Source organism: Mesorhizobium sp. M6A.T.Cr.TU.014.01.1.1 (assembly GCF_004022765.1).
GTDB classification, from domain to species: Bacteria; Pseudomonadota; Alphaproteobacteria; order Rhizobiales; family Rhizobiaceae; genus Mesorhizobium; species Mesorhizobium mediterraneum.
In genome coordinates, this window is the sequence record NZ_RZPG01000014.1 from 25985 (window position 1) to 48376 (window position 22392).

Genomic DNA, 22392 nt, shown 5'->3' on the forward strand with positions numbered 1-22392 from the left:
TGTCGGCCCGCCTCACCTGAAAGGCTAAGGTATCCGTTTCGGTCAAGGGTTTTAGGGGCCATTTTCGCTGCGCCTTGAGGAGAGCGTTTGCTAGGATGAGGAGCTTTCGCAACAAGATGATGACCTTTGCGGGTTTGCCTGCCGCCTTTAGCGCCTGGTATTTTGCCTTGAGGTCGGGGTTGAAGCGCAGGGCGAAGGCCGGGCATGTAGAGGGCCTGGCGAACATTGGCCCGGCCGCCCCGGATGAAGGCGCGGCCGCTCCATTTTGCCGAGGCCGGCGAGGCTTGCGGCCTTTGGTTCCGAGTTCCGGCATGTCGATGGTGAGTGTGCAGGCGGTGGCATCCGAGGCGCCATATGCTGGTCAGGATTTCGCGGCGCTGGACAGCGTCGGGATCGGCTTTCATGAGGGTAAGCATCGTCTGATCGATATCGCTGAGTTCACGTGGATCTGCTCCAGCCACTCGTTGTTGTGGCGCCTGAGCAAGGCAAGCGGTCAAGGTCTGGCTCTGGTGCTGGCTGCGGTGCGATCCCCGCACGGGCCAGGTGCCGATCGTGTCGACGATCCACCTCGCCGCGACCAGAGAGCTGCTACTCTCTTCCGCTGTTCATTCTGGCCTCTTCGCAATGAATGTCATAAAATCACCTGTCGCAATTAATGGTTTTTGATTTGGCTCCAACAGCTGGCAGATATCGCCGAGAGTTCCGCAGAGAGCGTCGAAAGTTTTGGCCGCCTTCTTCCGCAGCCGCGCCTTGAGTTTTGAGCAGACCTGTCTTGATCGGGTTGAGATCGGGCGAGCATGGCGGCAGGATCAGGAGCCAGTGCCCCTTTGGCCAACCAGTGGGCGGCGCGTACCTTGCCGACAATCTGGGGTTCCGAACCCGACAGTTGGTTTTCAACCCGACAGTGGCCCGCCTCAGAGCAGGCTACCGCCCTTCGGAGCAGGCAAAAGCTAATCGAGGTTCGCGGGTTCCGGTTTGAGTGTGCAGGTCGCTGCGCGCCTGATCTTTCGGTCTGGCGGCACATGACAAAAACCCTCATTTTGGCCGACGATACCCGGTCAGGAGCGGGTATCGCAGTCGAGAAGCGACCCGAGCACGTCCACAAGATGTGCCGAGTTTGCAAGGTGTGTCATTGTTTCTGTCAACGTTCGAGCGACAGCGCACGACGAAACGTCTGGCATACGCCTCGTCTGGCACGAGCCTCGCATATGTTGCAGTTGCTGCTGGAGATCAGGCGATCGAGTGGGCCTTGCTTTTCCGATTTTGCTGCGCCTAAAGTCTCGTGTACAAATCAGGCTGGCGTGAATGGCCTGCCTAAGTGCGACTTATTACAAAGGAATGGATATGGCGACTGGAACGGTGAAGTGGTTCAACAGCACGAAGGGTTTTGGTTTTATTCAGCCTGACAACGGCGGTCAGGATGTCTTTGTCCACATTTCCGCTGTTGAACGAGCGGGCCTGTCGACCCTTAATGAGGGCCAGAAGATCAACTACGAGGTGGAACAGGATCGCCGCACGGGAAAGTCCTCTGCAGGCAGCCTCAGCAAGGCTGGCTAACGGTCCGGGAAAGCCTTGGCAAGGTTTCGTCATCGCCGGAACGCATTGACGGCTCGAAACCCGGGCCGGAGCATGCAAGTTAATGCCGCGGCAGGGATTGCTGGAGCCATCATTAATTACTCTGGAAATGAGGCTCTTGGACGGGAAAGGCGGGGCTCATCCCCGCCCTTTGATTCCGCGCAGATTGGGCCTACGGCTGCTGCGCGTCCGGAACGACTGTTGATACGGATTTAGGCTGCGACCTTCTTGCGGGTCCGTTTCGCCGGCGCCGGGGCGGGGGCTTCCGGCTCTTTCGGTTTGCGGCCGAGTCCCATGGTCTTGGCCAAGGCGGAGCGCGCAGCGGCGTAATTCGGCGCCACCATGGGATAATCCGACGGCAGACCCCATTTGGCGCGATATTCGTCTGGGGTCAGACCATAGTGCGTCGCCAGATGGCGCTTTAGCGATTTGAATTTCTTGCCGTCTTCAAGGCTAATGATGTAGTCCGGTTCGATCGACTTTTTGATCGGGACAGCAGGTTTTTTTACAGGCACAGGCTCTTCTGCCGGTATGAGTCCAGCCGTGCCGTTTAGAGCCCCGTGCACTTGGGCGATCAGGGCAGGAAGCTCCCCCGCCGGGACGGGGTTGTTGGAGACGTAGGCTGATACAACATCGGCAGTGAGCTCGATGAGGATGTCGGTCTTGTGGGGTTCTTCTGTCATAAACTTCTCCGGGCAGCTTGAAACACAGTTGGGCGAAGTGTCGCTACATAGTGGCGGTTGCCGCTGAAAGCAAATGGATCGACGGGTGCGCTGCTCCTCCACCATTGAAGTCTCGGCGACGCATCCCGTCATCGTCCATCGCTAAAGGCAGCGTATTGAATTATGGGAGCGGTCGCGCCCGCCCCACCATAGCGATACAGCAAGACAATCAAAAAAGCCGGTCTTTGCTTGGCCCCAAATCTTTTCTCCTTTCGTGAACGCTGAGCTGCCAAGCTGCTACAGTTCACCTCGCGGGGCAACCGTGCACAACACAGGAGTCGCCCGAGCGATACATTCTTCACTTGCCGCTTATCAGCGCTGGTGATTGCACTTTGCAGCCTGCCTCCGGACCCGCAGCGCTCACGCTGTTGGTTTTGCGCCTGCAGGCGTCGGAAGTCGGATCGCCGCAGCTAATTTCCTCAGGCGGACGAATTCAACAAATCGATTGTTTGGATCGAAGGCATCCGCACCATCGATGCCTCTAGAATAGGATCCAGCTACAATCACCGTGCTGTAATGGCAGGGACGGCCAGCACAAGCGCGACACGATCCGGCGGGTCCATCGCTGCGTTACGTATTCATGGCTACTGCATCGGGCGCTCGGTCGACCGCCTTAAGCCAGGTCGCCGCATTGCGAGACGGTGACCGGCGAGGGAGAGGGCGCTCTGGCAACGAAGCGAGGCGGGTGGCCTTGCGGGTGGCCGCGTGATGTCATCCGGCTCTCCTGCCGATCTCTGCCGGCCAGATCTGGAGCAACTGTTTTGCATAGATATGGCTCTCTTCAGGGGGCCATCTATGATGGGAGCCGAGCGCGTGTTCGAGCGGGGGAACAGGCTGCACATGCGCTGTGCCCACCTATTGCGATCGTGCTAACCTTGGTTGTTCGGACTTGCCGTTAAAGGCAAGCGACAGATTGAAGTTATGCTGCACCATCTGATTGCCTGGCTCGTTTTCGAGAGCTCGCCGATACAGGGCCTGTGCCGCGTCATGCCGCCCCTCAATGTCCAAAATCACGCCCTTCGCATTCAATGCACGTACGTTTCCTGGGGCTGCAACCAAGACGCTGTCGAGCACCTCAACCGCTTCGTGCGGGCGCTTCTGGCCCACCAAGGCATTTGTAAGTCGTATCGCCGCATCAACATTGTCCGGGTGCTGCTTCACCTCATCCCGCAAAGCCCGCTCTTGAACATCCTGACCAACTTCGCGCAAAATGCGTTCGCGCATAGCCGGATCGATTTGATCGGCGCTGAGCAACTCGGGGGAAGATGTCTCCTGCACGGAAAGAGCCGGCTTTTGCCAGCTGGCGCAACCGCCCAAAGGCAGAATGGCGAGTAGGGCAAAAAGAAGTGAGTTCCGGCGCAGAAACATAGGCGATGGAGAAACTGTATTACTATTCATATTATCTCTCAGTTATCGGGGAGGCGCGTGGCGTTCAGTTAGGAAAGGTGGGACTACTCTAACAATCCGCTGTTCGATCCGTGCGGGAGTGTGACGGATCCTGCGGGGCGAATTGTAAAGTCGGAGGCGAGGTCTTGATAAGACAGCACGGCGAGATCAATCCCGTTTCGCGTCAGAAAGCCGCGGACGAAACGTCGGACATCCATCGACGTCAACAGAATAGGGCGGGTTTGACCCGGTTCTGCGTTCGAAAGGACCTGACGTATCTGTGATAGCATCGCTTCGCTTTGCCGATCCTCCAGTGCGAGATAGGGGCCTGCATCCGAATCTCGAACCGCGCCACGCATCACATCCTCGCTCTCGCGCTCGACGACCAAGGCGGACACGATGCCCTCCGTGTTGGCATGGCGGTGGCAGATCTGTCGCTTCAAACCAGAACGGACATATTCCGTCAGCAGGGCAACGTTTTGCTCACGCTCGCTCCATTCGGCCAATGCCTCCAACACGAGACGGGTGTGGCGGATTGGGATACCTTCCTCCAGGAGGCGGCGCAGAACATCGGCAATCCGAGGAATCGGCGTCGTGCGTAGCACCTCTTTCACAAGCTCAGAATATTCCTGCTCCATTCGGCCCAGGAAATGTCGGGTCTCTTGGATGCCCACCAATCGCGGTGCGTAGCGGGTCAACGCTGCATGGACGCGCAAGGCGAGGAGTTCGCCGGGAGCCCTATGCTCCGTGCCGGCGCCCGTAAGGGCCTTTGCAGGGGTATGTTCAACCGGGAGTCTGTCCGTTTTCGGCTCACGTCTAAGGGGGACACCGCTCGAGTCGACGTGCGCTACATCGGCTCGGAGCGTCATCTGGTTTGGATCTAAGGCGTCCTGTTCGACTGGCACGCCCTCGACATCAATCCGGAATTGCGATGCAGGCAGCTGCTCGTCAACCAAGACAGGGATGCGAGGAACGATAATGCCCAGATCGGCTGTGACCAGGAGCGAAACGCGCCCAATATGTTTTTGCAATTCGGCTTGATCGACCGCCTGCATAAGATCTGGCGCTAGAAAAAATGCGATCGGGAATTCCTTCGCAGGCGCGGCTTGCTTAGGCTCCGCTGCAGTTCCACCTTTCGCATCGGCAGTGCCGGCGCCCAGCACATCAGCCTTGACAATGCTTGCCGCAGCGAACACTGCGGCCAGCATCAGAAAGACGGGGAGGGGAAACCCAGGAACGAACCCCATTACAACCAGGACGCCGGCCGCCAGTCGCAAGGCTCGAGTGCTGGCCGTGAGCTGACTGACCATTTCGGTACCGAGGTTGATCCTCGCCGTCCCAGTCACACGGGTGACGATGGTCGCCGCAGTAATGGAGAGCAGAAGGGCCGGAATCTGCGATATCAATGCATCGCCTATCGTCAGCAGAGTATAGTGATGCAGTACCTCGCCGAAGGACATGCCCTTGGAGAGCAGGCCGATCGAAATTCCACCCAGCATGTTGATGCAGATAACCACCAGCCCGGCGATGGAATCGCCCTTCACAAATTTCATCGCGCCGTCCATCGCACCATAGAGTTGGCTTTCCTTCTCTAATTCGGCGCGCCGCCGGCGGGATTCGTTGGCATCGATGTGGCCGTTGCGTAGCTCTGCGTCGACCGCCATTTGCTTGCCCGGCAGAGCATCCAGCGTGAAACGCGCCGCCACTTCTGCCACCCGTTCGGCACCCTTCGCGAGGACCATGAATTGCACCATGGTGACGACCAGAAATATGACGAAACCCACCACGATATTGCCTGAAATGACGAAATCGCCAAAAGTATGAATAATGCTGCCGGCCTCCCCCTCGGCCAGGATCAGTCGCGTCGTTGCGACCGTGAGCGCGAGACGGAATACAGTGGAAATCAAAATAACGCCGGGCAAAGAGGAAAAATCAAGTGGAGTACTGACATACAGGGCAACCATCATCAGCAGTATGGCCAACCCCATATTGAATCCTATCAGGGCGTCGACCACCACGACCGGGATAGGCATGACCATCATCGCGACAGCCAGAAGCAGCATCAACGCAACCATTAAATCCGGGCTGGCCGGCGCACGCTTGATGAAGTCACGCAGGACGTTGGCCATCGAGACACCTTTGCAATCGGTTGAGACTTACTCTGCTGTTACGCCATGAAACGTGGCTTTCGAACTCCGAAGGCGCCTCAGCCTTGGCCAGCGCGTGACCCTGCATGAGAGCCACAAGCAGGCGCGAAATGGCTGGGCAGCAAATGTTTCCAACGCAGCCAGCTTGTCAGCACCGAGCGCGACAGGATGTTTGGCTGGCCATAGAGTGCTGCTTGATGGGGCCTGCGAGCTTTCAATATTGGAGAGCAGCAATGCGGCCATTCCTGCTCAGCAGCACACGGCTGTCCTCAATACGATCGACCACCCATCCATCAGCCAAAATGGCGCCGACAAAATACTTCTCGCTGTCGATGACAATATATGGTTGGACCCCATGCCACACAGCTTCGACCGCGATTGCGGATGGCGCCTTCTCCTCTTTGATGAGCACTCCGTTCACCAGTGTTAGAGTACCCTTGGTGCGACGATCGAACGATTGCTGAAGCTTCTGCCAGCTGATGACCGATTCAGACGTGACGGTGCCTTCGGCGGTCACAACACCCTTTGCCGACCCAATCTTGACGTCGAGAAGACCCGCTCGATCGACTTCCTCCTGCAGCTCTTGGGCCGCTGCCTCCGTAAGTTCATTGTCAGCGCGGTGACTGATCGTTCTGGACGCGACTTCAGCCCGAAGTGAATTGGGGCTCGATCCACTTGCATTGCCAAGATAGGAGATCGTGCCTGAAAGCGCGCCGATCCCGAGTGAGCTGATTATGACCATGGCGAGCACACCGATCGGTAGGCGCGGTATGCCGGTCGAACCAGGCGGCTCTGCATCCTGCACGGACAAAGCAATGGACATCTCGCCTACGAGCAGGACGACAGGAAGGGGCACAACAACGGACTGGCCTGCGGCGATATTCCGGTTGCCCTCGATACTGAGTCCGGGTGCAAGCGCCTCCAGTTCGATCGACTTGCCAAGAAGAGTTACACGAAGGTGATGCGGTGCCAGTCCCTGCTCGACAAAGACCAAATCGGCATCGAAGCCGCTGCCGATTAAACACTTTTGAAGATCCGTCTTGCCGGTCAGACCGCAATAGTGCCCCGAACGCACTTCGAAACGGAGGGAAACGGCGTCATCCACAGAGCATCTCTCAAACAGGATAGAAGCCGCATGGCAATTGCCATGCGGCTCATTTCGGGACTACGTCGCGTCAATAAGGAGACGCGCTAGGGGGCAGTCTAAAACCCGCTTCCGACATTACGAAACGCGTTCGTCGGCGGCCTTCTTGATGGTCTGGAGATTGGTCGTTAGAGTGCGCAACTGGACACTCCTTTTCGTCGCCTCCAAGCTAACATTGGTTAGTTCCTGCACTTGCGCCTGAAAAGCAGTAGCATCAGCTCCGCTTGTATTGCCGGGAGTGCCACTGTTAGTTTTATCGGTATTGCCGGCGCTACTGGTATTGGTATTGCCTGATTTTTTATTATTATCAACTGCAGCCATGATCATTCCTTTTTCTGTTGGAGTTGTGCCGTCAATAACGGCCTGTATGACCTCACGCCGGATTTTCCCGCGTCAGGCATCTTCTGTGTCATCCAAAGCTTCATCGGCCTCAGCCATCGCATCGTTCGCGAATTGGAACGCGAACGATCGCAGGATACTTTGGAAGGCTTCACTTTGTGCTGCAGACTGTGAGTTGTCTTGAAGTTGATCATTTGAAACGGTCCGGTTATCCGCCCGATCGTTCCCGCCAGCTGGCTTGCCATCATTCCCACCAGCTGGCTTGCCATCATTGCCACCAGCCGGCTTGCCATCACCAGAATGCTCGGATTTCGAATCCCCATGGCCCTTTCGGATCAAGGAAGTCCCGAGGTTGCCAACTCCACTCCCAATTGCTGCTATCATCAGGTACTCCGGCATTTGCCATTGGCGGCGACGTGTTAAAGGTTAACCTCGATCAAGCTAAGGGCGGGAGCTTTCGAGAACCTGACGGCTTTTGACAAAAACCGGCCAGCGCAAAAACGTATGCTCTGCAGGATGTTGCTCTCGCATCGAACAGTCGACCACGATCTCGGCTGTTCGGCCAATCCCGCCGTCCACGCATGCCGCGACCGAATGGCAGCCGCAGCAGCTCGTTTGCATCCTCGATGCTGTGGTGTCGAACAGGAGACACGGTCCACGTGCTGCATGACCGCAATGACCGTATTCTTGCTGGCTCCACGGGCGCACGCAACGAGCAGGAACTCGGTCTTTGCATCACCATTCTCTCGCCTGCACATCACGGCCCGGCGCGGTGAGCTCATTGGCTTCGAGAAGGTCGGCGACCGTACGAACATGGGATGGTCTGCCGGCTTTGGGAGGCCGGTGCGGATCCTCTTCTCACCATATCGAAAGCTTGAAGCGGTCGGATTTTCTTGCCCTGTTCGTGAGAACTCCCATCGTCAGCTAATCGTCAGCCAAGCGGTCTATCTAGGCCGGCCGTGCCTGACCTTCGGATCCAAAGGTCCCGTCTCGACACTTTTTGTAACTATAGATCGAAATGGTTTCCCGCGCGATACGCAACGCACACGCTTCTCTGAAGCAAATGTGTGACTTTGTCGGTGGCGAACGAGAGGAGTGACGCCTCAATAAAATCGTCAGGCACGTGTCTAGGAAGGGGAGCTAGCCGAGTTGGTCTGATTTCATTCGCTGTTCCTGGAAATCGGCGGACTGAAGCGCTGATAATCTCAGGACATCGATGGCAACGTTGCGAAAGTCCTGTGAGCTCGGGCCAATCTTGGCCTGCTACTGAGAAGCACTTTGGCGGGAACATTACGCCGTCGCGGGTCTGGCTGACCGTGACGTTAACCGAAAGATGCCGCTGGTCTCGTCAGCCGCCAGCACAATAGCAGCACATTCTCGCCTACTACGGAGACGCAATATGAAGGGCATTGGCCGACCACGGAAATCGCAGGCTGAAACTGGAGCCAGCCGCGCGGGGCGGGCGAGCAGTTCCCTTTCGCAATCAAGTCTTGCTGCGGGAGAAGGTGGACAGTCATTCGATTCCGTTGTGGAGCAGATGCGCTCTGGGGACGCCGATAGGAGGCCCTCCTCCCTTCCAGTTGCGCGCGGTCCAGGCGATGCCCGCGAAAGTCTGCCAGGCGCCTCGATTGGCGAAGATCAAATCCTGAACGCACCGCCACGTGGAGCCGCTGCGCCACCACGCGGAACCGTAGCGCCACGTGGCGCAGCCGCAAGGCGGCGCGGTTCTCCCTCCATGTCTGAGGGCGAAGCCATGGCGCCGGTCGGTAGCCAACTATCAACCGCGCAGGTGGAAGGCACCAGCTCATCGTCAAATGAAGATATCAGTCCGACACAGCTCAGAATGAACAGTCTTGTTCAACAACTGACTGATTGCGAGGCTGCGGCCAGGAAAACCGACGTCCCCGAGGAGGCGGTGGAGCTGATCAGTCGGGTCGTCGATGCAGCCTCAGCAATTCTGGAGTACCGCGCTAGCCTGCCTGCGGCTGAGGCGCAGACAATTATGCCAGACGACAAGGTGCGTAGATGTTGCCAGATCGTGTGCGACGCCGCGAATGAAGTAGACAAACTTGGCCTGTCGACGATCACGAAATTGGACAAAAAGACCAAGAAAGCGGCAGGTATGGTCGATAAACTCTACTCCTACTCCCAGGCGGACCGGCAGGAGCTGTTGATTTTAAATGTGGAGAACCACCATACGGCGGCAATTAAGTGGTGGGAAAAAAAGGCATGGCGCTCCGAACGGCAGCGATCCGCCTGCGCTGCCACCGCTAGCCTATCCAGTGGAACGCCCGTGATGCGGGAAGCCGAGCGGTGCGCACTGCGGCTGCGTGCCGGCTCGGTACTGAGTGTCAGGATCTGGCTGGTCCGTGAGCGGATCGGTCTTGCGCGGGCCAAGATTGAACTGCGGGCGAGCAGGTTCGAGCCAGATTTGAAGGAACTCCTCGTCGGTCGAAATGGAGTGGTGCAGCTGATGGCAAGCGCCGGTCAAGAAGCTCTTCGCGCCCTCTCTTTGGCGAAGGGCATAATGGATGATGGCAAAGCACTCAACGCTCATGATTGCGCGGTTGTAGAAAAAATCATGGAGCGGCTTTCGGATTTTGGATTGGCGTTGCACGAGGTGCATACCAAGCTAAGCCATACCTACCCAGATGCCGGCCTCCCATTGAAACTGTTCGAACGGATCGTGGACGATGCATGGATCACTGCGCACGATGCCATGCACTTGTTGAACCTGCAGTCTCCGCCGTCAGCCATCATGGCGCCACAGGCCCAGGCGGGCGCTGCGATGCCGGCCAGGGCAGGCGCTGCGATACCGGCTGACACTGCTGGTACGGCTGCAGTGTCAGAAGGCACTACAGCGCGAAGGAAAGGGAAGTCAAAGCATAAGTCGGCAGCTCGCGCCGGGACTTCTGCCGCCGGGCAGCCATCAACACCAGTCGCTGCGAACGCCGGCACAGTGCCAGCAGCCAAGGTTCTCGCGCGCTCGGATCAAGTTGCGAGTACACAGGTGAGAGCGCAAGAGGTGGCTGCGAGTTCGTCGGGGGCAGGCTCGACAATCGGGGGCGCCGCGTTGTCAATGGAGGTATTGACGGAGCGGCTCAAACGATTGGACGAACTTTTGCAGTTCGATCTGGCCGGTCAGCAAAGCGTCGTCTCCCAAGTGCGCCAGATGAAGCCTGAGGAGGCCGGTAAGGTCGTGGACGATGTGGCCCAGTACCTGCGAGCCCAGGCCATTGAGATGCAAACCTGTCTCGCCGGGTTGCAGGGGCGTAATGTACGCCTGCTACTCACCTCCACCCAGCTACCCAAAGTGCACGAACGCACAGACCAGCTCAAAGGGTTGCTGAACATGGTGCTGGGACAGGCCAACGCATTGAATGAAGGAAAAGCCGGCATTACGACTGATTGCATGAAGACCTACGCATTTCCGGCGCAAAAATACCTGGAACATTTGTGCAATGCCGACGAATTGATGCCGCCGGAGGCACCGATCGCGCTGCGTGGCGAGCCAGGAAAGCTGTTTGAGATGAAGCTGCAGCCCAAGATGCTGGTCAATGGTGCGATGCCGAGCCCGATGTGGGTGCACATCCACACGAGTCGCCCCGTCATGGCCAGAAACTTGGAAGGGCTGGCTGATTCCGAATTCACCGCTTGCCACGTTAAATCCAACGAACAGCGCGGCTACAATCGAGAGCGAGAGGAAGCCGATGCTAGGTCCGGTCGCGAGAAGGTCATAATTCATCGCGGCAAACTCACCCCCGCTTTCTGTAAGTCCTTGTTGACCTCGGGGCTTGGCCGCCAACCACGCCATTCGCGTGCCGAGCTCCCGTCGGCGCAGGCTGCATGACAGGGCACGTACTTTGGGGTCTAGGGCAGAATGCGGCCGGCCACGCTGTGAGTCAGCGAGCATTTCTCCTGGCCAAACCGCGAATGCCGCTGCGCGAGTTGCGGTCCGGCGATTGGAGTCGATCGGCTACCGTCAGGGCCGATTTGCGATGTCGCGTTACCTGCTGTTGACGTGGCGGCGTATCTTGCCTCCCATCCAACTTATCGCCGAGATCGCGCCGCCAAGATCGAGGCGGAAGGTCTTCCTGCGAGCGCGGAGCAGGCATAGCCGATCCGATCGGGATCGGCGCATCGCAACGACCCAACGGTGTGGTGGAGAAAATTGGATTCGGGAGAGCTCGTATCCAAGAGGCGGAGTTCCGGCCCGAATACAATCCGCTCGCAAGCACCCACGATGCGCATCCGCAGTTTATTGTCTGGGAGATGGGCTGGATTGCTCGGCGGCGCTGGCGCTAAGGCGGGGCTGTCGCCGGACAATTAGCATTCACTGCCAACAGCCTTGCAACCGTCACCAGTTGCAAGGCTCGGCGGCGGGCCGACAAATCACATGAAATCGTCGTCGGACCCGCTATCGCTGCTGTCGCTGTCCTCGGTTTTGTGGAGATAGAGTGGAGGTTTGCCTGCACGCTGCCACTCACCGGCACTGTTCTTCGTCCATTTGTCGGGATGCTGCGTAGGGTCAAGCACCAGGTCGCCATGATCCACTTCAACAAACCCCATCGTCTGCGCGCGCGCTTGTGCTTCCGGATTAGCCGCACGCCAATTCAGCAACGGTCGGTCGCCGTCTATCCGAAGTTGATGCTCCAGCAGAATATCGCCCGCATTTTCGACGAGCGGATGGGCGACTTGAAGATCCACTATGGAAGTGACCTCAGTTCGACCAGGAAATTGTTCCCGCCAACTTTCCGATTCGAACTCGTTCATGCTGAATCCGCCTTCCATTCTCAGCAGTCCGGCACTCCGGTCTCCCAATTGGTAACTGAAATATCGCGCGTGCTCCGTATCTCGACGGATGCCATATTGCTGAGCAACGTCCGCGGTGCGCCTGGCTCGTGACGATACGAACTCCGAATACTCTTGAGGATTGTCGGCGATGTGCGTGATTTCATCACCATGAAATTGCCTCACCTGTCTCCTGAAGGAAGTCCTGTTGATCTCCACCACAGGAGGTCGGGAATTGAGGGAGTATGCTTGGGGAGCCGCCGATGATGAGGCGCCGCTACCTTCCGATCCGGATAAGTGCATTCGGGCAAATGTGTCCGCGAACCCTTCGCTTCCTGCATCCGATTGCTCGCCGGCATTATGCGCGCGGTAACTATCGGATGAGCCACCAATTCGACCATACATGACGATTCGTACTCCTATGTTTCGCAACCGAGCTCAAGTTAGCACGGCTGTTCAACATAGGGCGCTTAGTTGACGACTAGCTGACGAGGGCATTCCAACGGCTGCACCAATCAAATCCGCACTGCCGGCCTCAAAACCTCGGACTGCGCCACGCACCGGCCAGCAGAGGCTGAAAGGTCATGCCCGGAGGACTTGCCGTAGTTGCTGGGTGGCAGATCCGAGGGGAGTGATTGCCCCAGGCCCGCGGTTGCGCGGTTGGCCTGACAGAGACACTGGGGCACGGATGGCCAGCCGACATTTGCCACTAGCATGGAACCAGGTCAGTTTTGAACTGGGCAGTCGTGGACTTCCAATGACTAGGCCAAGCCTGCGGCAAAGAATGCTTTCGCGACAGGCTGGAAATATTGCATAGGAACCGCGTGGCCGAGTTTTGTAGTGCTTATCAGCTGACGCGCTAAGACATGGTCATGGACGATCGTCAGGCGTAGTGCCCGCGCCTCACTCAACACATGTGAAACGCGCTCACCTTCGGCACGGCAAACTAAGAACGGCACCCCGGTTTCACCGCGAACGTAACGCAGACCGATCAGGACCGCCCTTCCTGTTAAGACCAGCGTGGCGCGATGCACGCCAAGCGCAGGCTCGTCGGCCGCCTCCTCGCGGATGCGACGCTGTTCACCTTTCAACTCTGGCGCTCCTTGCTGATCCTTCGACTCGCGCGTCACTTCGGTATTGGTCATGCGCATTTCGCGCAGATACAACGCGCGCTGGAGCAGGAGATCGATCAGTCCGCCGACCAGCAGTGCGCCGGCGCCAATTCCCATCAGCAATTTTGTCTCCATAAAGATGAGGCCAACACAGCCCATGCCGCAGATCGGCAGAGGGACCATTGTCTTCCACATCCCGAGAAGGACAATGGAAAAGGTTGCGCTGAGAACCAATACCTTGAACATGGTCTTGCAGACTTCGACCATGGAACGAGCAGACCCCAAGCGCTTCAGCCCTTCAAAGGGGTCAATTTTCTTAAAGCTGAGCTTCATCGGCTCCAGAGAGAAGACAAATCCACCATTGGCTAGCAGGCTGGCCAAAATCACCGCGGCGACGAGGGTTCCAAGCAGCGGGCCAACAGCCGCGACGGTGAGTTGGACGAGCACAACCAATGCCTGCGGCACCGCGGTATCGAAAGGTAGGCTCTGCAACTTGGTGGCTAATAGGAGCGCTTCCCGGCATTTGTCCTCGATCACGCTGCCTCTTAGCCAAAGGTAGCCGAGCCCAGCGCAAGTCCCGACCGCGCGGACGAAATCGGAGCTACGTGGCAGCTGTCCTTTTTTGCGCGCTTCACTTAACTTCTTCGGGCTGGCGGCGTGTGTCTTCTCTTCACTTGTGTCGCTCATGGCAGCAATTTGTCGAACCACTCCAGCGCGCCGTTGGCTTGTGTGACCTCCAGTTTCATGCTCTCCACCAGATAGGCAGCGTAGGTGACCATGAGAACTGGAAAGACAATGTTCTTGATTGCCGGAGACAGTTGGCTCGCCTTAAATTGCGGGGCAAAGCGACGCAGCAGCATCATCGATATATCAATCAGTATCAGGAAGAACACGACAGGCCCCGATACCAATAATGCCGTGCGCATTATGCGGTCGAGAAGCCCCAACAACTCCATTGCTCCTGGCCCGCTCAGTGTCGGGTGAAACTGATACACCGGCCAGATCAAGTAGCTGCGGTACAGGACACTGATCAAAGTTTCCAGGCCTCCTGATCCGACGAATATGGCAATCGCAGTGATCCCCAGAAAAACGCCCATCGCGGAAGCCTGACTGTTCGTCGCGGGATCGGCCGAAGCGGTCGGGCTGCTGATGCCGCGTTGGTTGTCGATAAGCTCCCCGGCAGCCTGAAGGCCCCAAAGCGGAATGCCAAGAAAAGTGCCAAGGAGTACACCGACAAAAACTTCCTTGAATCCGAGCAGGGTTAGCTGGATCAGGCGTGTATCAGAATCCAGCGCCGGCAATCCGCCGCTGACGTGTGCCAGGCATGGTAGTGCGAAGCCAACAGCCAAACAGCCCCGGATCAGCCCACTGATCTGCGAGCGTGTGAATACGGGAAAGATCAGCATGATGCCCATCGCGCGGGCTGCCCCAAGACCTGCCGCAACGACGAGTTCGAGAGCCGTCTGGATCAGAATTTGAATATCGGCCGATGGCGCGTCCATGGGGCGGACTAGTAGCTAAGTGTCATTGCGGGAAACTCGGTGAAGATCTGATCGGCTAGCTCTATGAGCGGGGCGCTTAGCACAGGAGCAAACAGCCCAATCACCGCGACAACGACCAGAAGCTTCACGGTGAGCGGCAAGCTTTCATCCTGGATCTGCGTCGCCGCCTGGAGGATGCCGATGACGAGGCCGACAACCACTGATGCAATGAGCGGCGGTAGAATCCAGATCATGAAAACCACCAGTGATTGGCTCATAAGAGTAATGATGCTGTATTCAGTGATGATCAGCCTCCCGGTAACGTATAACTCAGCACAAGCCCATGCATCAATTTTGACCAACCATCAATGGCAACAAACAAAAAGATCTTGAACGGGACAGATATAACAGTTGGTGAGACCATCGACATACCCATTGCCATCAAGATAGTTGTCACTATCAGATCTATAACAATAAAAGGCAGATAAAGTAGAAATCCTATCTCAAATCCGCGCTTCAATTCTGATAGCAAGAAAGATGGTACAAGTATTGCAAAGTCATCGGGCGTGGCTGCAGCGTGCATTTCCTCTGGCCAGACCTTTTCTGTCGAAGATAGGAAAAATCGCCGCTGCTCTTCATTTGTGAATTTCTTGAGATGCTCGCGCAAGGGCTCACTTCCGGCTTTAGCGGCGCTTACCCAGTCGTCGAATGTCTGATAGTGGAGCTTGGGATCCGACATGCGGTCATAGGTCTGCTCAGCAACGGGCGCACTAACGAACATAGTGAGGATCATCGCCGCGGCGTACAGCACCACATTGGGTGGTATGGTCTGGGTCCCGAGCGCATTGCGGACGAGGAAAAGAACAATTGATACCTTTACAAAGGCCGTTGTCGTGGCAACTGCTAAAACCAGCAGACCGAGTCCGGCGGTAACCGCAAGAAGCGCCAGGATTGTCGGCTGAGCTTCACTCATTGCATGCAAACCCGCCACGGAGCCTGATGCCCAGCTCTTCTCCGATGCGGACAATGTCGCCACGCCCGATACGCTGACCATTGGCCACTATGTCGACCGGGCCGTCGATCGGCCATCCAAGTTCAAAAATATGCCCTTCGCCGGCACTTCTTAATTCCCCAAGAGAAATAGGCCAGCGGCCGCATTCAAAGACAAGCACGATCTCGACATCGTCGAGATCCTTAGTAAGCTCCGGTTGCGATCCGGGTTGTGTCATATGCGCATTCTCCAAAGGACACGGTCGCGGGCGGAAAGGCCCCCGCAAGATTAATTCATCGCCGTCAAGATCCGCCCCGGCGCACAACTGGCCGACAGCTAGGGTGATCTGGCCGCGGCCGAACGGCGCAATATCGGGCAACAATGCATCACCGACACATGCGCTTCGAAGAAGCGCCGCAGGAAGGCGAAGCGTGCCGACCTCTCCTGCAACAATGAGCGGGAGCTCTGGAGGCAGCCCGCCCAGCTGCCGCGGCAACTGGGCAAGCAGTTCGCCTAGCGCGCGAAACGCAGGCGGTACTAAGCCGTCAAGAGGCGTGAACAGGAATAGACGGCCCTTGCCCTTGACCGCGCCGAAAATGATGTCGAGTTCAAGATGAGGAGCCAGCATCGTGGCTTCGCATACGCGCACGAGTTGCACGTTCAGACGCGTCGTCTCCTCCAGTCGAGTGACAAGCGGCTCAAGAGCGAGTTCGAGAATAAGCGAAGCAGTTGGCTCGGAAGGGAAGGCCAAGCCGTTCTGCACTGTCGTGATGAACTCCTCTACGAGCGGGCGCGACAGCGACAAGATGACCGTTTCGGCTCCCACTCTCCAGACGCAGTCAAGCATCGGAATGGCAGCAGGTTCCTGCTGCCAGACAAGCCCTGCCGTTCGCACCGATAGCGGCACCTCGTTGATCCGGCTTTGAAACGGCGTGCGGGGCGCTGCTGTATCATTGAGCCACGAGACAACCGTGCGGGACAGTTTCAGAACTGGTTCGAACATGGCGGGTGTGACCGCAGCGGCTATCAAAGACTGCACGGTCGTGTCATTCGGACGACCTCTTGCGACTGTCGGATCCGGTTGCGCGGCATTTAGGCAAGCGACCCCCTCGCATATTTCAGCAGTATCTCGTCGTCGGCCTCGATCTCGGCTGCGGCCTCCGAATGAGTCTCGACGGCGCGCCGCACGTCGTCCTCGATTTGTTGCCATTTGTCCCTTGCCGCCGAACATATGACCCATAGCTCCCTCGTCCTGGACGCCGCCATCTCAGCCTCCTCTTGAGCGATTTGGGCATCATCAAGCATCTGCCGTCTGGAAGTGATCTCAGCGGCAAGCTGTTCAGTGTGAAGGCGGTGACGGTCGAGCGCTGCGCTAGACAAGTTGTCGAGTGACATCAGATGCTGATAGAGCGCTGCTTCTGTTCTTGAACAATGTTGCTGTATCATTGCAAGCTCCCTAGCGGCATTTTGTACGGCTGAGGCGGCCACATCGCGCTGGGCTTCCTTCTTGGACAGCTCGCCAAGTGCACGACGCTCTTGCATTTCCTTCAGAAGCCGTAACCTCGAAGACTGAACCCAGTTCACGCGGTCAGACGCGACATCCATGCGACCGTCTCCTCGAAATCTGACGCGTCATCTTCGCTCTGGCGCAGAAACTCCCTCAGTTCGTCGATTGACGCGACGGCCCGGTCAGTCAGGGGATCTCCACCTGGCTTGTATTCGCCAACATTGATCAAGAACTCGGTCTCGGCATAGCGCGATAGGAGCTCGCGGAAAATGGATGCTGCCTTGCGATGTGTCCCCGAAACGACTGCATCCATGACGCGGCTGCGACTCTGCAGCACATCAATAGCGGGGAAATGCGATCGCGCCGCAATAGCGCGTGAGAGGATGACATGGCCATCGAGAATACCACGCGATTCCTCGGCGATTGGATCACCCGTGCCATCACCCTCTACAAGCACCGTATAGAAGGCCGTGATTGAGCCCCGCTCACCCATGCCGGCGCGCTCGAGCAGGCCTGGCAGCATGCCAAAAACGGAAGGAGGAAAGCCCCGTCGCGTCGGCGGCTCACCCGCAGCAAGGCCTATTTCGCGCATAGCGCGGCAGAAGCGCGTCAGCGAATCCAGCATGAGAGCAACGCGTAGGCCCTGATCGCGAAAATATTCCGCGAGCGCAGTCGCCATTGGAGCGCATTGCGCACGCTCCACCGCCGAGCGGTCGGAGGTTTCAACCACGACGACCGTACGGAGAAGGCCCTCTTCACCAAGATTCCTTTCGATGAATTCACGAACTTCCCGTCCACGTTCGCCTATGAGCGCCACTATGACGACGTCAGCGGCGGCACCCTTTACGATCTGTGACAACAGCGTCGACTTGCCACCACCTGGCTCGCCATAAATCCCGATCCGCTGGCCCTCGCCGCACGTCAGCAGACCATCGAGGACACGGACCCCAAGCGGGAATGGCCGCTCAATCATGCGCCTCGTCATCGGATTGGGGGCTCTGCCATGCAGGGGCCGAGTTTCGACGGTCTTGATTTCGCCTTTGCCGTCCAATGGGCGGCAACGACTGTCGATCACGCGACCGAGCAAATCGCCGCCGACGGGCACCTCACGCATTCGGCCAGTGGCCACGACCTCTGCGCGGCTGGATAGGCCCACCAAGTCCCCGATCGGTGTCAGCAATACACCATCACCCGACAGGCCGATCACCTCGGCCTCGAGCGACAGCCCGGTTCGCGGGTCCTCTAGGAGGCAAAGTTCCCCAATACGAGTATCTGGCAAGACGGCATGAACCAGTGTGCCGATAGCCCGCGTGATCCGACCGCGCACCGCACGCGTGTCAATTCGCTTGGCCGCAGCCCTCAAAGACGAGATTGCTGGAACGAGAGCTCGAGTGTCGGCGTCAGCGTTATGTTCTGGGACGGGCTTTCTCATAGCTCGCCTTTTTCACATAGCGTCCCGAAACCAAGGCGCAGCGCGCGCATCTGGGCGTCAAGTCCCAGGTCGACATTGCCGTACTCGCTCCACAGCACGCACCGTTGCGGCGACAACGTCGGGTCGGGCTCGATCCGCACCCTTGGTCGACCATCCTGGCCGTCGCATCGAGCAAACTCTCGTGCAAGCATGTCGACTTGCATGGGAGAAACATGAAGGCAAACTTCGGCGCCGCTGTATTGACACTCTATGGCGTGACGAACAGCCCTCACCAGTAGCTCGCCCGGATCGAAAGCGCCGATAAGATCGCTCAATATTTCCATCACGAGCTGCGGCAATTCCTGCTCCAGAGCCGCCTTTCGTCGCGCGATTTCGGAGATTGTCTCCGCAATCAGCCCTGCCATCTCCTCGGTGCCTGCATTCGAGCCCTCCATGTGGCCGCGCACCCACGCCCGCTGGTAAACGGCGCGTGCCCAGTTTCGAACGCGCTGCCGATGCCGTTCTGCCGCGGCAAGCGCTTGCGCGGCGCTGTGCCAGGTTTCGAGCTCGCTCGCGGGTATCAGTGGTCCGATTGGACGCATCTGCGGCGCTATTGGCCCCTCGGAAAGTTCGGCTGTCATTTCACCGGGGTCTCTGTCTCAAAATGAGCTAGTACAAGTGAAAGCAATTGGCCGGCGGCGGTCCAATGCTCAGGTGCTGGAGTCTCCGCGGCAGTCCCCTCGGGCAACCGAAGAAGCACGCGGTTACGCTCGGTCGCTGAACTGTCCTGGAGCCAAGCCCCAAGACATGCATGTCCATCGTATTCGATTTGCTGAGCGAGTTTTTCTGGGTCCGCGATCAGTCTGTTCTCAACGGCATGCAGCAGGTGTCGGATTCCGAATGCGTGTGCATCCACGCCGATGCGTTTCACAAGGATGGCAAGCTCAGGCTGAGAGACAAACGCGACCAGCGAACGGGCATGCCAGATACTACCAGCAAGAAGGGCAGCTCGATATGGATCGTGCCCGCGTAGAAGGTCCGGCCTGCAGCCGATGTGGTTCAGATCCACGTCATAGTTGCCCAGCAATTCTGCCAGCCTTGGATGCAGTCTGGAACACTTCTGCAACTTCACTAACGTTTCTGCCGATAACGCTGGATCAAGACGCGCCGCTAGACGGGTCGGATGGGCCGAAGCCGCAAGCTCGCTCGCGCCCGGAAAACGCAATTGGTGCGGACCATCAGGTCGGGCGGTCTGTATAGGCATTGGCAATGAGATGTCACCCACGTCCAATTGCAGGCATTCTTTTGCGAATGGCCTCGACAGCAGAAGCATCCCGGCGCCCCTCGACCTTGGAAACGCCGGTTGATTGCTTGCGCCGACGCGTAGCAACGCTGACCAAGAGATAACAGGCCACTGCGAATACGGCTGCGGCAAAACCTGTCACGGTCGCCAGAATTGGCGCAGGAAGAGGTGTTGATGCTTGTGGCAAAACAGCAGTCGGATCGGGCCGTTGCTCGTGTGCGGACCGTTCTACCGGCACCAAAACCACTTCCACCTTATCGTAGGACAAGCCTTCGATGCTGTCGGCTACCAGCATCTTTATCTTTGGCAGCAGAGCCGCGACATTTGTTTTGGCGTCGTGCCTGATAAACACCGCGGCCGAGGATGGCGTGGCGCCGGCTCGCACAAGGTCGTTATGCGGCAGCACGACGTGAACACGTACAGAAAAAACGCCATCGATATCGCTGATCGTCCGCGACAACTCTTCGCTCAGGGCATACACGTAACGGGCACGCTCCTCGGTCGGCGAGGCAATCAGGCCTGATCCTTGGAATATCTCACCGAGGTTCTTGAAGGATTGGCGCGGCAACCCCTTGGCGTTCAGAAGGTTGATTGAGAAGGCGAGCAGCTTTTCGTCAACCTGGATCGTGCTGGTCCCATCCTTGGCGACCACCCGGATCGCGGCGACCCCGTTGTCTTCAAGAAGTGCGAGCATTTCATTTGCCTCACGCTCTTGCAATTGCGTGTAGAGGTCGGTTTTGCAAGCACTGAGGGCGACGAGAACTAGCAGCATGACAAGTCTAACCGACCGCCACCCTGACAGGCCACGCATGATTTCGCCCTCGGCCAAGCCAATCATGCGCGCGGTTCAGCCTTCCTTCAAAAGTTTATTCACGGATGATGTGACGCCGCTGACGCCTTTGGAGATAAGCGCCACCTGGGTGACGCCGTTGTAAACATCCCGAAGACCAGCCATCATCGTTTCGAAGTCTTGCCCTTGTTGAGGAATGCCCGAGATTCCGGTTCCCGCCTCACCTGCGACGGGAAGCTTCTGCGCCGGTCCCGGTAGAGCGCCCTTCGAAAGGGCTATGTCATGGTCGAGCGCGGGGAAGGAAACAGTGTTGTGTGGATATAGGGAGGAAATCGTCTGCAACACGCGATCGCCCATGCCGCTCGTCGGCGCAGCCGCGCGCTGAACATCCATCGCCGCAGCAACTGGCGCCGCACTCGCTGGCTCCGCGGCGGCATTGTTTTTCAGCGAGTCGGCTGCATGCCCTAAGGCGCGCTCAAACTGGGCCTGCTCGACAATCGACGGTGATCCGACCCTGGGGAGGCCAGCCGTTAGAGTGGCAGAGATCGACGTGACAGGCATCATCATGTAAGGACTCGGTTGCTCTCTCTGACCGGGCGGGCCCCGCCCATTCATCACCCGGTGTCGGCGCAACACTCCTAGGGGGGCAAGCTGACAACAAGCTGACTAACGGCGGCGTCATTTCGACATCTAAAATCTCTTCGGCAATTTAGTCACTTGTGATGATTTCAGCGTTTGGTTTATCAGTGCGACATGCCGAGAACGCTTATCCAACCCGTCACCCTGCATGTTTTGAGACTTCTCTGTGCCGGGTTTTTTCTGTCCACCGGGATTCACCCGGCGCACGCAGTCCCGCTGTCCCTTCCGGCGACACCCTATAGATACACGGTTCTGGATCAGGAACTCGCTGCAGCGTTGCAGGAATTCGGCAACAACCTGAATATCAGGGTCAACATCAGTCCTGCGGTGAAGGGGCGAATTCGCGGACGTATGCCTGATTTGCCACCGCGCGCGTTCCTCGACCGCTTGACGAACCTTTACGGTCTCCAATGGTACTATGACGGCCTTGTGCTCTATGTGTCTGCTGCACAAGAATCGCAAACTCGAATGCTTTTGATGACGTCGATTCGCTTCGATGCGTTCAAGGGGGCTCTCGACAAGCTTGATATCTCCGACGAGCGCTATGTGGTCAAACCCGTGCCAGGCAATGGCCTCGTCTTCGTTTCCGGTCCACCGCGCTTCGTCGCACTCGTGGAGCAGACCTTTAACGGCTTGGTGGCGGAGGCGCAGGCGCAGACTCACATAGCGGCCACGCCAAAGGAATCAGTGCTGATCTTGTTTCGCGGCTCCTCCACTACGGTCGTTCGCGACGGACGACCGGATGCTTCTTATTCTTCTGACATCCCACAACAGGATAGCGTTGGCGGGAAGCCTGAGCTGGGCAAGAAATGAACATTGAGGATTTGCCGCAGCTCTGAAGAACATGACTGCGGCTACCCCTTTGTGAACTCTTCGCAAACTCGTCAGTTTCTCGAAAGCTAATCCGCTCATGATGAGTCCCGGCAGCTCTCGCGGTGACTCCGGCCATTGTGTTGGACCGAACCTTGGAGCCGGCCCGGAACACAGCAATTGAAGGCAGGGCAGGCGCATTCGTGACCTGCCGACGCTTGGAATTGTCGAATTTTGTGAAACG

At 57.8% G+C, this 22392-nt stretch carries 22 protein-coding genes; 4 read left to right on the forward strand and 18 right to left on the reverse strand.

The window, feature by feature from the left end; translation table 11 throughout:
• The first annotated feature begins 116 nt into the window (after window positions 1–116).
• A complete protein-coding gene (locus tag EN885_RS17070) occupies window positions 117–656 on the forward strand; it encodes a hypothetical protein (protein ID WP_128242923.1) in 540 nt (179 codons plus the stop codon).
• A gap of 688 nt (window positions 657–1344) precedes the next feature.
• Complete coding sequence (locus tag EN885_RS17075) at window positions 1345–1557, forward strand: cold-shock protein (protein WP_008874821.1); 213 nt, start codon at window positions 1345–1347, stop codon at window positions 1555–1557.
• Between the two features lie 230 nt (window positions 1558–1787).
• Here the strand turns inward: EN885_RS17075 and EN885_RS17080 are convergent, their stop codons facing one another.
• The 6 genes from EN885_RS17080 to EN885_RS33615 form a co-directional block, all read right to left on the reverse strand.
• Window positions 1788–2258 carry a MucR family transcriptional regulator gene (locus tag EN885_RS17080; protein ID WP_127294595.1) on the reverse strand — a complete coding sequence of 157 codons (471 nt, stop codon included), beginning with the start codon at window positions 2256–2258 and terminating at the stop codon, window positions 1788–1790.
• Between the two features lie 894 nt (window positions 2259–3152).
• Window positions 3153–3695, reverse strand: a complete 543-nt coding sequence (locus EN885_RS17085) for a tetratricopeptide repeat protein (RefSeq protein WP_245463404.1) — start codon at window positions 3693–3695, stop codon at window positions 3153–3155.
• 53 nt (window positions 3696–3748) lie between these two features.
• Complete coding sequence (sctV, locus tag EN885_RS17090; RefSeq protein WP_127294597.1) at window positions 3749–5812, reverse strand: type III secretion system export apparatus subunit SctV; 2064 nt, start codon at window positions 5810–5812, stop codon at window positions 3749–3751.
• Between the two features lie 232 nt (window positions 5813–6044).
• On the reverse strand, window positions 6045–6935 hold the full coding sequence (locus EN885_RS17095; RefSeq protein WP_127204234.1) for a hypothetical protein: 891 nt from the start codon (window positions 6933–6935) through the stop codon (window positions 6045–6047).
• Between the two features lie 117 nt (window positions 6936–7052).
• Complete coding sequence (locus tag EN885_RS34275) at window positions 7053–7295, reverse strand: nodulation protein NopA (protein ID WP_224570034.1); 243 nt, start codon at window positions 7293–7295, stop codon at window positions 7053–7055.
• Window positions 7296–7367: 72 nt separating this feature from the next.
• A complete protein-coding gene (locus EN885_RS33615; protein WP_091595908.1) occupies window positions 7368–7697 on the reverse strand; it encodes a hypothetical protein in 330 nt (109 codons plus the stop codon).
• Between the two features lie 1351 nt (window positions 7698–9048).
• Here EN885_RS33615 and EN885_RS17110 point away from each other — a divergent pair.
• Entirely contained in the window at window positions 9049–11163 is a 2115-nt protein-coding gene (locus EN885_RS17110; protein WP_245463403.1) for a hypothetical protein, read from the forward strand.
• Window positions 11164–11705: 542 nt separating this feature from the next.
• Here EN885_RS17110 and EN885_RS17115 read toward each other — a convergent pair.
• The 12 genes from EN885_RS17115 to EN885_RS17170 form a co-directional block, all read right to left on the reverse strand.
• Window positions 11706–12509: a hypothetical protein gene (locus EN885_RS17115; RefSeq protein WP_024505378.1), complete on the reverse strand. Its 804-nt coding sequence runs from the start codon at window positions 12507–12509 to the stop codon at window positions 11706–11708.
• A 356-nt stretch (window positions 12510–12865) separates the two neighbouring features.
• Window positions 12866–13903, reverse strand: coding sequence for an EscU/YscU/HrcU family type III secretion system export apparatus switch protein (locus EN885_RS17120; protein WP_029354843.1), 1038 nt, complete (start codon window positions 13901–13903; stop codon window positions 12866–12868).
• The gene (sctT, locus tag EN885_RS17125; protein ID WP_091595845.1) at window positions 13900–14718 is read right to left on the reverse strand and encodes a type III secretion system export apparatus subunit SctT; all 819 of its coding nucleotides are present in this window, start codon (window positions 14716–14718) and stop codon (window positions 13900–13902) included. Before sctT ends, EN885_RS17120 begins: the two co-directional genes overlap by 4 nt.
• A gap of 8 nt (window positions 14719–14726) precedes the next feature.
• The gene (locus tag EN885_RS17130) at window positions 14727–15002 is read right to left on the reverse strand and encodes an EscS/YscS/HrcS family type III secretion system export apparatus protein (protein WP_128242929.1); all 276 of its coding nucleotides are present in this window, start codon (window positions 15000–15002) and stop codon (window positions 14727–14729) included.
• Window positions 15003–15004: 2 nt separating this feature from the next.
• A complete protein-coding gene (sctR, locus tag EN885_RS17135) occupies window positions 15005–15670 on the reverse strand; it encodes a type III secretion system export apparatus subunit SctR (RefSeq protein ID WP_029354851.1) in 666 nt (221 codons plus the stop codon).
• Entirely contained in the window at window positions 15663–16691 is a 1029-nt protein-coding gene (gene sctQ, locus EN885_RS17140; RefSeq protein ID WP_128242922.1) for a type III secretion system cytoplasmic ring protein SctQ, read from the reverse strand. The genes sctR and sctQ overlap by 8 nt, the downstream gene beginning before the upstream one ends.
• An 89-nt stretch (window positions 16692–16780) precedes the next feature.
• A complete protein-coding gene (locus tag EN885_RS17145; RefSeq protein ID WP_091595843.1) occupies window positions 16781–17293 on the reverse strand; it encodes a hypothetical protein in 513 nt (170 codons plus the stop codon).
• Entirely contained in the window at window positions 17269–18627 is a 1359-nt protein-coding gene (gene sctN / locus EN885_RS17150; RefSeq protein WP_024505372.1) for a type III secretion system ATPase SctN, read from the reverse strand. The genes EN885_RS17145 and sctN overlap by 25 nt, the downstream gene beginning before the upstream one ends.
• Window positions 18624–19247 (reverse strand): type III secretion system stator protein SctL, encoded by a 624-nt coding sequence (sctL, locus tag EN885_RS17155; RefSeq protein WP_091595841.1) that lies wholly within the window; start codon window positions 19245–19247, stop codon window positions 18624–18626. The genes sctN and sctL overlap by 4 nt, the downstream gene beginning before the upstream one ends.
• Window positions 19244–19939: a nodulation protein NolU gene (locus EN885_RS17160; RefSeq protein ID WP_268931536.1), complete on the reverse strand. Its 696-nt coding sequence runs from the start codon at window positions 19937–19939 to the stop codon at window positions 19244–19246. The genes sctL and EN885_RS17160 overlap by 4 nt, the downstream gene beginning before the upstream one ends.
• Entirely contained in the window at window positions 19884–20747 is an 864-nt protein-coding gene (gene sctJ / locus EN885_RS17165; protein WP_091595839.1) for a type III secretion inner membrane ring lipoprotein SctJ, read from the reverse strand. The genes EN885_RS17160 and sctJ overlap by 56 nt, the downstream gene beginning before the upstream one ends.
• A 9-nt stretch (window positions 20748–20756) precedes the next feature.
• The gene (locus EN885_RS17170; RefSeq protein ID WP_029354864.1) at window positions 20757–21266 is read right to left on the reverse strand and encodes a nodulation protein NolB; all 510 of its coding nucleotides are present in this window, start codon (window positions 21264–21266) and stop codon (window positions 20757–20759) included.
• Window positions 21267–21452: 186 nt separating this feature from the next.
• Here EN885_RS17170 and EN885_RS17175 point away from each other — a divergent pair, with 186 nt between their 5' ends.
• Entirely contained in the window at window positions 21453–22151 is a 699-nt protein-coding gene (locus EN885_RS17175; protein WP_091595837.1) for a secretin N-terminal domain-containing protein, read from the forward strand.
• Window positions 22152–22392 lie beyond the last annotated feature (241 nt).